The following is a 12,739-nucleotide window of genomic DNA, read 5'->3' on the forward strand; positions in this document are numbered from 1 at the left end:
CGTGAGGTTCTTGACCGACGACGGTCGATTCGGAATTCTTGTCGCCCCTTTGAAGGGCTGCGGAATGTTCCGGTTCCAGCTCATCATCGACAGTCAATTGATCGGTGACACCGAACCGTGCATTCTGGGCACAGCCATGGCCAGGCTGGGTGACCTGACGCATCTGGAGGACGATCGGCTTAGTCTCTTGTTCTCGGACAGGGATGCCGTGCTCTCGGCGTTGCTGACTGAGGAGGAGCTCCACGACCACACAACCCTGTCTATCGCCGAGTCGTTGGACGACTGGTTGATTCACGGATACGTATACAAGGGGAACGTCGTTGTGGTGGCGCGAGGTGACGAGGATGGATCTTTGACGGGCCCTACGCTGGTCGCCGTCGTGACATCTGCCGAGTATGATCCGATTGTCGAGGCAGCTCGCAGTTATTGGTCGAGCGTCAATAGTTCCTCCATTTCGTGATTTGCTGATCGCGATGGAAAGGATTCACTGCCAGGTTGCTGGAGACGGATAGATTCCCCTGCTGAGCAATCCGGCGGCCTGGTCCTATCGAAAATGGGATCTTCATCCGAGCCGCATGAATTTCTAAGCACAAATCTGAGGCCCCATCAGTTGTGACTGATGGGGCCTCAGAGGTGTCTGACGGCAGTAGTTGACGGCAACGTCAGGGGACGGGGACTGCGCAGAGCGGTGGGTCGTCGCGGTCTTCGGGTTGGCCGGCGGAGTCGCGGAGGGCGTGGCCGAGGAGGTCGATGGCGTCTCGCTGGAGGCGGAGCCTTACGTGGGCATAAACGGTGGCGGTGACGCCGATGTGGGCGTGGCCGAGAAGTTCCTTGATGACGACGAGTTCGACTCCCTGTTCCAGCAGGAGGGTCGCGGTCGAGTGTCGAAGTCGTGGAAGCGGATGGCGGAGGCCTGCCTTGCGGAGGAGCGTGGTGAAGGTCCGGGTGAGGTTGGCCGGGTCGATCGGTCTGCCCTGAGGGGTGGCGAACAAGTACGCGCTCTGCTGCCACTCGGCGCCCGCAGTGTTCCGTTCCTGCTGCTGCTGTTCGCGGTGGTGTTTGAGCGACTGGAGGCAGCGGGCGGGGAGTGCGATGCGACGCTCGGAGGTCCGGGTCTTGGCGGGCAGCGTGGTGAGGCCGCCTGCGTTCGTGCGCTGCAGCGTCCGGCGGATGCATGCGGTGCCCGCGTTGAGGTCGAGGTCTTCCCAGGGAGGCCGAGGAGCTCACCCTTGCTTAGGCCAGTGTGGAGGGCGAGTTCGTACAGTGCGTGCAGACGGGTGCCCTTGACGGCGGCGAGAAACCGGTGGGCTTCGTCGGCGGTGAGTGGTTCGAAGCGGCGGGGGCGGGGTGTACCAGTGCGGACGTTTCGGGCCACGTTACGGGGGATCTCCTCTTCTCGGACGGCGTGCTCCAGGGCGGACTTGAGGACGGAATGGATGTACGCGAGCGTCAGCGGGGAGAGATGCTTGGAGCAGCACGCTCCGGTGGTGCAGCATCGGGGCTGATCGCGGTCGAGGTCGATGCCGCGTGCGCAGCACTGGCAGCTGGTACGGAGTTCGTTGAGCCAGGTGCGGACGTCCTTGGCAGTGAGCTTGGCGAGCTTCTTCTTGCCGAGACCGGGGATGAGGTAGCGGTCGACGCAGGCGGTGTATCGGGTGTGGGTGGTCTCGCGGAGGTGGTGGACGGCGACGTTCTCCAGCCAGTACGTCAGGTACGCCGCCAGGCCGCCCTGCGAGGACGGGACGGGGAGGCCGCGGTTGCTGGCGGCGATCTTCGATGAGGACACGAGGCCGGCCTACGCGAACGGTCCGCCAGTCCCGCCAGGCCCGAAGCCTCATAGCGCGACTTCCACTCGCTGACCGTCTGCCGCGAAACGTCCAGATGAGCGGCGACCTCCGTCACCGTCGCACCCGCCAGGACCGCAAGTACAGCCCGGTATCTCTGCTCGACAACCGACAACTCCACCAGAGCCAATCCCGGCCTCCCCACACGCGCCGAAACAACGCGCACAGCAAAGCCGATCACGGCCACCGTCAACCATCAGCTGGGATCGAAGTGTCAAGCATCTACCGGGACCGGACAGCTCGACCGATGGGTGAGCTGTTCAGAGTTTCTTTACTTGATCAAGGCGACCCGCTGACGCGGGCCGCGCGCGCTCCGGCCCTGCGGGGCCGCCGCCCGCTCCTGTCTCCGCCCCGCTTGCCGACGGCCCCGCCGGTCCGGGCGCGCAACAACCCGCAGCGGCAGACTGTTCTGGGGCTCTGTCCCAGGCCCCGGCCCTCCCTCCGAGGGGCAGGGGGCCGAGTACGGGTGCGGGTTCGTCGTGGTGAGTGGTCGAAGGTCGCGGGAGGGGTCCCTCGTCGCCCGGTCACCGGAGGCGCGCGATTCCGGCCGACCACAGGCGCCCAACCCCGTACACAGCGGTGAGTTACCGCTCCAGGCGGGTATCTGCCGGATAAGCCCCCGGTTGATACGCCCTTCCGGCGTACCGTGGCGCTGGAGGTGGTGAGCTGATGACTACGGAACTGGCTGACAACGTCCGTAAGTACCGGCGTCGGTCCGGGATGAGCCAGGAAGGACTGGCTCACGTCGCAGGCGTCTCGCCTGGCACGGTACGCAAGGTCGAGCAGGGCGGAACGGTCCGCATGGAAACCCTTCACGTCCTGGCCCGCGCTCTGAGCGTGACCACCGCCGCATTGATGGCGTCCGACGCCCCCGAACCCGTGGGCCGCACGGAGGAGCCGAACCGGGTCAACCTGATCCAGCTTCGCGCCGTGCTCACCCCAGCTGTCGGGCTCGTAGACCAAGACGCCGAGGTGCTGGGCGAAGAACCCAACCTGCGTGCCTTCAGCCGGACTGTGGGAGACGCACGGGTCCTGTACTTCTCCGACAGCTACAAGAGCGTCGCCGCTCAACTGCCGGACCTGCTGCGCGACGCGGCAAGGGCCGTTGCCTACTACGACAGCGGCGACGAGCACCAGCAGGCCCTACTGGCCCGCGCAGAGGCACTGCGTCTGGCCGGCACTTACCTCACCCAGGTCCGGCAGTACGACATCGCCTACACCGCCCTGGCCGGCGCGATCGCGGATGCCCGCCGGGCCGGGGACATGCTCGCGGCAGGCTCGGGAGTCGGCGGTATGTGCTGGCTCCTGGTGCGGCAGGGCCGGCTGGACGAGGCGGAGCGGATCGCAACCCAGAGCATGGACGCCGTGGAACCGAAGATCACCGGAGCCGAACCGGACCACTACGCGGTGTGGGGCGGATTGGCAATGGAGGCCGCAGCCGCAGCCGCCCGCAACAACCGCCCGGACGCGGCCAAAGAATACCGGAAGGCCGCCCGCGTGGCGGCAGCCGCCGTCGGTACGTCGCACCGCAACGTCTCGCGGCACTGGTCCGTCTTCGGGCCTGTCACAGCGGCCATGAAGGCCCTTGAAGACTCCATGGTCGTAGGCGACGCGCGCGCCGTGGTGCGCAAGGCCGGCGAACAGGAGGAGTTGTCACCCAAGGCGTGGAAGCGCCTGGGCAGGCCCAGCACGAACGACGGGAACCGCTTCACCCTCGACGTGGCCCGTGCCCACACACGCACAGGCGACCTGTCGGCCGCCATGGATGAACTGACCCGCGCCCGGGAGGCGGCCCCGGAGTGGATGCGGCACCAGAACATGGCTGCCGAGACCATGCAGGAGATCCTGGGCAAGCGCAAGCGCACCCTCACGACGGAGATGCGAGAGATGGCCGACTACCTGGGCGTCGCCGGATAGCTACCACGCAACGCGATACTTCCGACACGATGCGTCGCCAACTGGCATGCCTCGGCGATGGAGTGACAGACAGTCGGCCCCTACGGTCGCCGTATTCGATTCGGCGACCCAGGTGGGGGTTCACGGTGAGCACATCCAGGACCGACGCGGACCGTATGCGCCGCAGAGATCTGCACGACGCAGCGGCAGGCGTGACCGGTCCCCGCTTACTGCCATGGACCACTCAGGACGGAAACCCCTGCTACCTCAGCACCGACGGCAGGGGCTACCTCTCCTCACTCGCCGACAGCATCGAAGAGGTACAGCTCGACATGGGCGAGGAACTCCTGGAGTACGCCCGCGGAGTCGTGGCCCCCGGAGCCACCATGCTCTCGGCCGTCGAATACCGGTGGCTCGCCTGCCGGCTGACCGAAGCCCTCACCGACGCACTCCGAGTCGCCGAATCACGCGGCGACCGAATCCCCGCTTCGCCCGAGAGCCCCGGCACCTGACGGCAGTAGCGACGGCAACAACCACGGATCCAGGCACATGACCACGGACCCTTGAACCGCCACTGACCTGCATAAATACAGGTCAGACATCGAGGTCTTCCCAGCGCAGTCCGAGGAGTTCGCCCTTACGGAGCCCGGTGTGGAGGGCGAGTTCGAACAAGGCGTGCAGCCGGTGACCGCGCACGGCGGTGAGGAACTGGCGGGCTTCGTCTGCGGTGAGGGTTCGAAGCGTCGAGGGCGTGGAGTGCCGGTGCGGACGTTGCGGGCGACGTTGCGAGGGATCTCTTCCTCGCGCACACCCCCCCACGAGGAACAGACGCACCAGCGGCAGAACTCACATAACAACAAACGATCAACTACTGGCGCAGGACACTATCGGCCTATCGATGAGGTGGCCTGGTGGCGGGCCGAGGCCAGGGCGTGGGTGAGGCCGCGCTTGAGGAGGGTGGAGAGGGGGCGCTCCACGAGGCGGTGGACCAGCCAGGCGGCGAGGAGCATGCCGAGGGTCATGGCGGCTACCAGCGCCCACGGGGAGAGGTGGTGGCGGAGCAGGCGGATGCCGGTCCAGCCGATGTGCTCGTGGAGCAGGTACAGGGGGTACGTGGTCGCGCCGGCCACGGTGAGCCACTTGCCCCGCACCCAGTTCAGCCAGCCGAGGGCGAGGGCGAGCATCACCAGGTAGCCGAGGGTCATCAGGGCGATGGCCGGCTTGGCGTCCATCGTGCGCCCGAGGCTGACGGCGAGGCCGTCGCTGTACAGGGTGACCTGGCGGACCGAGAACAACCACGAGATGGCCACGATGCCCCACAGCAGCACGGTCGGCCGGAAGCGGTGCATCAGGAACATCGCCACACCGCCGATGAAGTACGGCGAGTACTCGGGCATCACCAGGTAGTCGAGGAACGGCGCCCGCCCGGCCGTGACCAGCACCGAGGCTACGGTCCACAGCGCGCAGAACAGGACCACCCGGCGGTAGGTCACGCCCTTCCAGACCACCAGGGCGAACAGCAGGTAGAAACGGATCTCGACCCAGAGCGTCCAGTACACGGCGTCCACCGAGCTGACCCGGAACGGCTCCTGCAGCATGGTGAGGTTGAGCAGTACGTCCTTCATGCCCAGCGGGTGCAGGACCACCGGCCAGAGCGTGACCACTGCGGTGGTGGCCAGTACGGCGAACCAGTACGCGGGGTAGAGCCGAACCACCCGGGACGTGAAGAAGTCGCCCAGGCTCCGCCCCCAACTACTCATGCAGATCACGAAGCCGCTGATGATGAAGAAGAACTCGACGCCGGTCCAGGTGTACGAGGCAAGCCAGGAGGCGGTGGGGAAGACCACGTCGACCGGCTTGGCCCAGGCGTTCTTGGATGCTTCGGGACTGCCGCCGAACCCCACGTAGTGGTGGAAGACCACCATGAGCGCGGCTATGAGGCGCAGCCCGTCCAAGGCTTCCAGCCGTCGGCGGACCGGGGCGGATTCGGTGGGCGGAGCAACCTCGCGCCTCGGGTTGGGAACGAGGTGGTTCAGCATTCGGCAAATGCTACTCAACGCCATCTCGTGGCAGCGGCCCGCATCCGGGGAGCGTCCGGTTTGGGGTTGTTCGGGGCTCGGGCCGGTGGCCGGAGTCGCGGAGCGGGGCGGTTGCGGCGCGGCAGGGGGTTTGGCGGGGCGGGGAGTGGTCAGACGCGTGGACAACCCACGGAAAGGAACTGCCATGACCGACGTCTCGAGGCTGCCCGGCTCCGCGCACCATCACTGGCAGTGGCAGATGCGCGCGGCCTGCCGGAACCTGGGGCCCGGCCGCTTCTACCATCCGACCGGCGAGCGGGGCGAGGACCGGGAGGACCGGGATGCGGCCGCGAAGCGGGTCTGCGCGGTCTGCCCGGTGCGCGCCGCGTGCCTGGAGCACGCCCTGCGGACCCGCGAGCCCTTCGGGGTGTGGGGCGGGCTGACCGAGGAGGAGCGCCGTTCCCTGCAGGGCCCGGCCAGCCGCACCGATGCGGCCCGCATGAGCGCCGGACACCGCTGAAATCGGCCCGCGGGTCCCGGGGGCGCCGCCTGGGGTACGCCGGTCCTGCGGAAAAGCCTGCGCTATGGCCTGCGACGCGGCCCAGCGCTGTGGCCCCACCGGCCCCGTGCCGGGCTACCGTTCCGTCCCGTCCTGCGGCACGGAACTCGGATGCAGGCCCGCCCTGAACGCCGGGCCTGCGGGCCCGGGCGTGCGGCCTGGCGTGCGGCCTGGCGTGCGGGGCACGCGTAAGGTCCGCCATTCACTTGCCATGCGGGACCTCCGTACAGGACCCGCCGCGTGTCGGGCACCGTGCGGCTCCGCCCGGGCGGGCTCCATGCCGGCCCGCCCCGCCGGCCCCCTCGGCGGTTCCGCCGTGCCCGTCCCGCGGGGCGACGCCGCCGGGCCGGCCCGTACGGCCCCGGACGCGGCTGCGCCCCGGCATCGGTGATGTCGGGGCGCAGGGGTGTCCGGGGGCGGGTTAGGCCGGGGCTCCCGAGGTGAAGCGGCGGAGGAGGGGGGAGAGCACCAGGACCGACTTGGTGCGTTCCACGAACGGCTCCCCCGCGATGCGTTCCAGTACGCGCTCGAAGTGGCGCATGTCGGAGGCGAAGACCTGGACGAGGGCGTCCGCGTCGCCGGTGACGGTCGAGGCGGACACCACCTCCGGGTACCGCTCCAACCCCCGCCGGATGTCGTCCGGCGAGGTGTTGTGGCGGCAGTAGATCTCGATGAAGCCCTCGGTCTCCCAGCCCATCGCGGCGGGGTCGACCCGGACGGTGAAGCCGGTGATGGCTCCCTCGGCCCGCAGCCGGTCCACGCGCCGTTTCACGGCCGGGGCCGAGAGCCCGACCTCGGAGCCGATGTCCGCGTAGGAACGGCGGGCATCCTCGGCGAGGGCGTGCACGATGCGTTCGTCGAGATCGTTCAGTCGCACTGCGGGTGGATCACTTTTCTGCTGTGGCCAATTCGGAGCGGCGGATGCCGTACAGGAAGTAGACCACGAGGCCGATGGCCATCCACACACCGAAAGCGACCCACGTGGCGCCCGGGAGGCTGTACATCATGTAGGCGCAGGCGATGAAGCCGAGGATCGGCGTGATCGGGAAGAGCGCCACCTTGAAGGTGCGCGGCATGTCGGGCTTGGTGCGGCGCAGGATCACGACGGCGACGTTGACCAGGGCGAAGGCGAAGAGGGTGCCGATGCTGGTCGCGTTGGCGAGCTCACCCAGGGGGATGAAGGCCGCGAGGGCGCCGCAGAAGACGGAGACGATCACCACGTTGGCGCGGGGGGCGCCGGTCTTCTCGTCGACCTTGGCGAAGACCTTGGGAACGAGGCCGTCGCGGGACATCGCGAAGAGGATGCGGGTCTGGCCGTAGAGGACGGCGAAGACGACGGAGAAGATCGCGACGACGGCGCCGGCGGCGAGGACGACGCCCCAGAAGCTGTCACCGGTCACGTTGGTCATGATCTGGGCGAGCGCGGCCTCGGTGCCCTCGAAGTCCTTCCAGGGCAGTGCGCCGACGGCGACGAAGGCAACGAGGCAGTACAGGACGGTGACGATGCCCAGCGAGAGCATGATCGCGCGCGGCAGGTCCTTCTTCGGGTTCTTGGCTTCCTCACCGGCGGTGGAGGCGGCGTCGAAGCCGATGTACGAGAAGAACAGGGTGGAGGCGGCGGCGCTGATGCCGGTGACGCCGAGCGGGGCGAGCGGGGTGTAGTTGCCGGACTTGATGCCCATGACGCCGATGCCGATGAACAGCAGCAGGGTGACGATCTTCACCCCGACCATGATCGAGTTGATCCGGGCGCTCTCCTTGGCGCCGCGCATCAGGAAGACCATGGAGAGCAGGACGACGACCAGCGAGGGCAGGTTGATCCAGCCGCCGTCGCCCAGCGGGGCGGCGGAGAGCTTCTCGGGGATGGTGATGCCTATGGTCCCGTCGAGCAGCTCGTTGAGGTACTCGCCCCAGCCGACGGCGACGGCCGCGACCGACACGGCGTACTCCAGGACCAGGCACCAGCCGCAGATCCAGGCGATGAATTCACCCATGGTGGCGTACGAGTACGAGTACGAGGAGCCGGAGACCGGCACCGACCCGGCCAGCTCCGCGTAGGAGAGCGCCGAGAACAGCGCGGTCAGGCCCGCGATGATGAAGGAGATCGTCACGGCCGGGCCGGCCTTGGGAGCCGCCTCGCCGAGGACGACGAAGATGCCGGTGCCCAGGGTGGCGCCGATGCTGATCATGGTCAGCTGCCACATGGTGAGCGAGCGGCGCAGGATGCCGCCCTCGCCCTGACCGCCCTCGGCGACGAGCTGCTCGACCGGCTTGCGGCGCAGCAACGGATGCGCGGGCTTGCGGGTCTCGCTGGCGAGCGGTGGCGCCTGGCCGTGGTCGAGCACGAGGGGACTCCTTTGACACTGCGGATGGGGACTGAGGCATCGACCGCAGCGGTCCGGAGCAGGACACAGACATGAGCCTGGGCATGGGGGGACCGCCGAGCAGGCGGTCCGCGCCACTCCACGTACAGCGAGTGAGCCTACGAGCTGAGTGATACCGCCCGTAATGCACCATCCTTGCACATTGCCGTACGATCGTTGCGCGGATCTGTCCTGGATGGTCCTTTGTTGCGCGCGGATGATCGATCGATGCGCAGCCCCCTCCGCGCCCTCGTTCGCGCCCCCGCCCCCGCCCCCTCCGCAGCCCGTGGGCAGCTCCGTCGACAGACCGCCCCCACCCCTCCCGCGTCCCTTTTCTTGACGCCTCGTCAGATCTGTCGCACAGTGCCGCCCCGGATGGAACCGGGTGGAGCCGGGCCCGCGCGGGTACGGGTGAACGGGAGGGCGCCGGGTGATGTGGGCCCGCGGATCGCCGCGCACCCGAGGATCGGAGACGAGCAGTGGACGCCGAGAGCACCGCCGCGCACTGGCTGGACCCGGGCCCGTTCCTGCGCGGAGTGGCCTGGCTGGACCAGGGGCGCCCGGTACGGGCCGACCCGGCGGACAGCATGCGGCTGCCCTGGGACACCGGTGAGCGGGCCACCCTGCCGATAGGGGTGCGGCTGGAATTCACCGTGCAGCGGGCGCACGCCGTGGAGGTCCACTACCGGGCGACCGTGCCCGGCCCCACCGACGCGCTGCGCGATCTCGCGCACGGCTTCGCGCTGTGGGACCGCCACGGTGTGGTCCGCGAGGTCTGGACCGAACCGGCCGCCGAGGCCGTCGTACGCATCGAGCTCCCCGGAGGACCCGGACCGTTCGTCCTCCACCCGCCCGAGGGGCAGTCCCCGCTGGTCCTCGGGCTGCGCGGGATCGGCGGCGGCGTGGCCCCGGCGCCGCCCGCCCCGCGCTGGGTGGTGCACGGCGACTCGATCACGGAGGGCTGGTGGTCCACCCGTCCCGCCCACGGCTGGCCCTCGGTCGCCGGCCGGATGCTGGGTTGGGACACGATCAATCTCGGCTACGCGGGAGCCGCGCGCGGGGAGCTCGCCACCGCCGAGCAGCTCGCCGGCCTTCCCGCCGATGTCCTCACCCTCGCCTTCGGCACCAACTGCTGGTCGCGCGTGCCCTTTTCGGTACCGCTGCTGTACGAGACCACGCGCGCCTTCCTCGACCTGGTGCGCCAGGGCCACCCGCGCACCCCGCTCCTGCTGGTCTCCCCGTTGCTGCGACCGGACGCCGAGCGCACCCCCAACCGGCTCGGCGCGACCCTGGGCGCCCTGCGCGATGCGATGGAGCGGGCCGCCCGGGACCGGATCGGCGCCGGCGACGACCGGCTGGCCGTGCTGCCGGGCCGGGACCTGTTGGGTCCCGAGCTGTTGGCGGACGGACTGCACCCCAATGACGCCGGGCACCAGATGCTCGGCCTCGCTGTGGTCACGGCCCTGCGGCGGGCCGGGTTCAACGCCGGGTGAGTGAAACAGCCCACACGAATCGCCTTGAACAGATCGTCCCCAACAGGGCGTGTCCTTCACACAGTTGCCGACGCACCGGAGACGGGCGGCGGACACGGAGACACCACACGTGGGAGAGATCAAGATGGGCATCAAGCGCGGAACCACCCTGGCCGCCGTGGCGGTCGTCGTTGCCTTGACCGCGACGGCCTGCGGCGGGGACGACACCAAGGCCGGCGCGGCGGCGCCGGCCGGGGCCGCGGCCCAGGCTCCCGCTTCCGCTTCCGGAGCCGGATCAGGCGACTACGGGTCCGATTACGGCTCGGGATCAGGCTCGGCCGTAGGCTCGGGAGCGGACGCGGGCGCGGGTTCGGCCGCCAAGGGCGCCGGGCAACTGGCGGTCGCCCAGAGCGAACAGATCGGCTCCGTCCTCGCCGACAGCGCCGGCTTCACGCTGTACCGCTTCGACAAGGACACTGCCAAGCCGCCCAAGTCGAACTGCGACGGGGACTGCGCGAAGACCTGGCCCGCGGTCCCGGCCGGCGATGCCACCGCCGCCGCGGGCATGGACGCGGCGCTGCTGGGCGAAGTGGTCCGCACCGACGGCAGCAAGCAGCTGACGGTGGCCGGCTGGCCGGTGTACCGCTACAGCAAGGACACCAAGGCGGGCGAGACCAACGGTCAGGGCGTCGGCGGCACCTGGTTCGCGTTCGCCCCCGACGGCAAGAAGGCCGCGAAGGCCGCTGCCGCTCCCGCTCCCGCCGGCGCGGGTCAGGCCACGGGCGCACTGACCGTGGCCAAGGACCCCAAGCTCGGCGACCACATCGTCGACGGGAACGGTATGACCGTCTACCGGTTCAAGAAGGACACCGCCTGGCCGATGGCCTCCAACTGCACCGGTGACTGCGTGGCCAAGTGGCCGGTGGTGCCGCCGGTGGACAAGGCGAACGCCAAGGGCATCGTGGAGAAGGGCTTCTCGGTCCTGGACCGCCCCGACGGCAAGAAGCAGCAGTCGGTCGACTGCTGGCCCGTCTACACCTTCACGGGTGACAAGAAGCCCGGCGACGTCAACGGGCAGGGTGTCGGCGGCACCTGGTACGCGGTCTCCCCCGAGGGCAAGCTGATCACCACCTCGTAATCCCGCATCCCCTCCCCCCACCTCCCCCCCACCCTCGAACCGCGCGGCCCCCTGCCCCACCTCCCCCCGGGCAGGCGGGCCGCGCACCGTTCCGCCGCGGCGCGCTCGTCCCTAGACTCCACCGCATGCTGCGCGTACTGGCCGTCGACGACGAGAAGCCGCTCCTCGAAGAACTCCTCTACCTGCTGCGCTCCGACCCCCGCATCCGCAGCGCCGAAGGAGCATCGGACGCCACCGAGGCCCTGCGGCGGATCACCCGGGCCCTGGAGACCGGCCCGGACGGGCCCGACGGCATCGACGTGGTCTTCCTCGACATCCACATGGCGGGGCTGACCGGCCTCGACATCGCCCGGCTGCTGGCCGGGTTCGCGCGACCGCCGCTGATCGTGTTCGTCACCGCCCACGAGGGGTTCGCCGTACAGGCCTTCGACCTCAAGGCCGTGGACTACGTCCTCAAGCCGGTCCGTCCGGAGCGGCTCGCGGAAGCAGTACGGCGGGCCTGCGACCAGCTCGGTCGGACCGCTGCACAGCCGTCGGAACCGGCGGAACCCGCCGGTCCGAGCGTCCCGGTCCAGCGCCACCCCGCCCCCGGGGTCACCGTCGCCGACCGCGCCCCGGACCAGATCGCCGTCGAACTGGGCGGGGTCACCCGGTTCGTGGCGATCGCCGACATCGCGTACGTCGAGGCGCAGGGCGACTACGCCCGGTTGCACACCGACGGAGGCAGCCACCTGGTCCGCATCCCGCTCTCGACGCTCGAGGAGCGCTGGGCGGCGCGCGGATTCGTCCGCATCCACCGCCGCCACCTGGTGGCGCTGAGCCGGATCGACGAACTCCGGCTGGACGCCGGCACCACCAGTGTCCGCATCGGATCGGCCGAGCTTCAGGTCAGCCGTCGGCACGCCCGCCAGCTGCGGGACCTGCTGATACGCCGGGCGACCGGCTAGCGCGGCGACCGTCCGACGTGCGGCGAGCCCGTCCGACGTGCGGGAGAGCCGTTCGTCGCACCGCAGGGGACGTACGGCGCCCCGCCGGTGCCGTCGGCCGCAGGGCCTGCTGCCACGCCCGCCGCGGCCCCGCGCCGCGCCTATCGTGGAGCCGCCGGTGCGCAGGAGCGGGCGGCACAACGATCGGGGGGCGGATGGCCGAGATCCAGGCGCTGCTCGACGCGCTGGCCGTGCTGCCCCGGACCCGGCCCGCCGGCCGCGCCGAGGCGGAGGTGCTGATCGCCCGGCTGCGCAGCGCGGCGGCCCGCTGGGCCGACGTGCTCTACGAGGCCAACGAGGGCGTGCGAGAGCAGTTGCCGCCCCGCGCGGAGGCGGCGCTGACGCTGGCCTTCCGACGTGCCGAGGACTCGTACGTGGAACTGGAGATCGCCCTGCGGGACTGCACGGAACACCGCGACCCCGCACTCTGACACCGCTTTCCGGCCGGGCGGGTGGGAGTCGC

Annotated in this window: 11 protein-coding genes and 3 pseudogenes; 8 read left to right on the forward strand and 6 right to left on the reverse strand. The window is 69.7% G+C overall.

Annotated features, from left to right (window positions below; translation table 11 throughout):
- The first annotated feature begins 1 nt into the window (after nt 1).
- The gene (locus ABZZ20_RS13175; RefSeq protein ID WP_356869509.1) at nt 2–460 is read left to right on the forward strand and encodes a hypothetical protein; all 459 of its coding nucleotides are present in this window, start codon (nt 2–4) and stop codon (nt 458–460) included.
- 202 nt (nt 461–662) lie between these two features.
- Here ABZZ20_RS13175 and ABZZ20_RS13180 read toward each other — a convergent pair.
- A pseudogene (locus ABZZ20_RS13180) lies at nt 663–1,780 on the reverse strand (site-specific integrase); the annotation flags it as partial.
- Nucleotides 1,774–1,959 (reverse strand): annotated as a pseudogene (locus ABZZ20_RS13185) (helix-turn-helix domain-containing protein); the annotation flags it as partial. The pseudogenes ABZZ20_RS13185 and ABZZ20_RS13180, both read right to left, overlap by 7 nt.
- A gap of 554 nt (nt 1,960–2,513) precedes the next feature.
- Here ABZZ20_RS13185 and ABZZ20_RS13190 point away from each other — a divergent pair.
- Nucleotides 2,514–3,761: a helix-turn-helix domain-containing protein gene (locus tag ABZZ20_RS13190; protein WP_356869510.1), complete on the forward strand. Its 1,248-nt coding sequence runs from the start codon at nt 2,514–2,516 to the stop codon at nt 3,759–3,761.
- A gap of 155 nt (nt 3,762–3,916) precedes the next feature.
- On the forward strand, nt 3,917–4,252 hold the full coding sequence (locus ABZZ20_RS13195) for a hypothetical protein (RefSeq protein WP_356869715.1): 336 nt from the start codon (nt 3,917–3,919) through the stop codon (nt 4,250–4,252).
- 85 nt (nt 4,253–4,337) lie between these two features.
- On the opposite strand, the pseudogene ABZZ20_RS13200 reads toward ABZZ20_RS13195, so the two are convergent.
- Nucleotides 4,338–4,549 (reverse strand): annotated as a pseudogene (locus ABZZ20_RS13200) (tyrosine-type recombinase/integrase); the annotation flags it as partial.
- Nucleotides 4,550–4,624: 75 nt separating this feature from the next.
- Complete coding sequence (locus ABZZ20_RS13205) at nt 4,625–5,779, reverse strand: acyltransferase (protein ID WP_356869511.1); 1,155 nt, start codon at nt 5,777–5,779, stop codon at nt 4,625–4,627.
- 184 nt (nt 5,780–5,963) lie between these two features.
- Between ABZZ20_RS13205 and ABZZ20_RS13210 the strand changes: the two genes are divergently transcribed.
- Complete coding sequence (locus tag ABZZ20_RS13210) at nt 5,964–6,278, forward strand: WhiB family transcriptional regulator (protein ID WP_356869512.1); 315 nt, start codon at nt 5,964–5,966, stop codon at nt 6,276–6,278.
- Between the two features lie 460 nt (nt 6,279–6,738).
- Here ABZZ20_RS13210 and ABZZ20_RS13215 read toward each other — a convergent pair whose 3' ends face one another.
- Both ABZZ20_RS13215 and ABZZ20_RS13220 read right to left on the reverse strand, forming a co-directional pair.
- Entirely contained in the window at nt 6,739–7,194 is a 456-nt protein-coding gene (locus tag ABZZ20_RS13215; RefSeq protein WP_007262967.1) for an Lrp/AsnC family transcriptional regulator, read from the reverse strand.
- A gap of 10 nt (nt 7,195–7,204) precedes the next feature.
- Nucleotides 7,205–8,662 carry an amino acid transporter gene (locus ABZZ20_RS13220; protein ID WP_356869513.1) on the reverse strand — a complete coding sequence of 486 codons (1,458 nt, stop codon included), beginning with the start codon at nt 8,660–8,662 and terminating at the stop codon, nt 7,205–7,207.
- 497 nt (nt 8,663–9,159) lie between these two features.
- Between ABZZ20_RS13220 and ABZZ20_RS13225 the strand changes: the two genes are divergently transcribed.
- The 4 genes from ABZZ20_RS13225 to ABZZ20_RS13240 all read left to right on the forward strand — a co-directional run bounded on the left by ABZZ20_RS13225 (nt 9,160) and on the right by ABZZ20_RS13240 (nt 12,707).
- Entirely contained in the window at nt 9,160–10,173 is a 1,014-nt protein-coding gene (locus tag ABZZ20_RS13225) for a GDSL-type esterase/lipase family protein (RefSeq protein WP_356869514.1), read from the forward strand.
- 109 nt (nt 10,174–10,282) lie between these two features.
- The gene (locus ABZZ20_RS13230; RefSeq protein WP_356869515.1) at nt 10,283–11,290 is read left to right on the forward strand and encodes an SCO0930 family lipoprotein; all 1,008 of its coding nucleotides are present in this window, start codon (nt 10,283–10,285) and stop codon (nt 11,288–11,290) included.
- A 125-nt stretch (nt 11,291–11,415) separates the two neighbouring features.
- Nucleotides 11,416–12,237: a LytTR family DNA-binding domain-containing protein gene (locus ABZZ20_RS13235; protein WP_356869516.1), complete on the forward strand. Its 822-nt coding sequence runs from the start codon at nt 11,416–11,418 to the stop codon at nt 12,235–12,237.
- 194 nt (nt 12,238–12,431) lie between these two features.
- The gene (locus tag ABZZ20_RS13240; RefSeq protein WP_356869517.1) at nt 12,432–12,707 is read left to right on the forward strand and encodes a hypothetical protein; all 276 of its coding nucleotides are present in this window, start codon (nt 12,432–12,434) and stop codon (nt 12,705–12,707) included.
- The last annotated feature ends 32 nt before the right edge of the window (nt 12,708–12,739 follow it).

Source organism: Streptomyces sp. NPDC006430 (genome assembly GCF_040612395.1).
Classification (GTDB): Bacteria; Actinomycetota; Actinomycetes; order Streptomycetales; family Streptomycetaceae; genus Streptomyces.

Excerpts from the sequence above, each read along its gene's own strand:
- ABZZ20_RS13205 (WP_356869511.1), bottom strand. The coding sequence starts at position 5,779 with ATGCTGAACCACCTCGTTCCCAACCCGAGGCGCGAGGTTGCTCCGCCC.
- ABZZ20_RS13190 (WP_356869510.1), top strand. The coding sequence starts at position 2,514 with ATGACTACGGAACTGGCTGACAACGTCCGTAAGTACCGGCGTCGGTCC.
- ABZZ20_RS13240 (WP_356869517.1), top strand. The coding sequence starts at position 12,432 with ATGGCCGAGATCCAGGCGCTGCTCGACGCGCTGGCCGTGCTGCCCCGG.
- ABZZ20_RS13210 (WP_356869512.1), top strand. The coding sequence starts at position 5,964 with ATGACCGACGTCTCGAGGCTGCCCGGCTCCGCGCACCATCACTGGCAG.
- ABZZ20_RS13235 (WP_356869516.1), top strand. The coding sequence starts at position 11,416 with ATGCTGCGCGTACTGGCCGTCGACGACGAGAAGCCGCTCCTCGAAGAA.
- ABZZ20_RS13195 (WP_356869715.1), top strand. The coding sequence starts at position 3,917 with ATGCGCCGCAGAGATCTGCACGACGCAGCGGCAGGCGTGACCGGTCCC.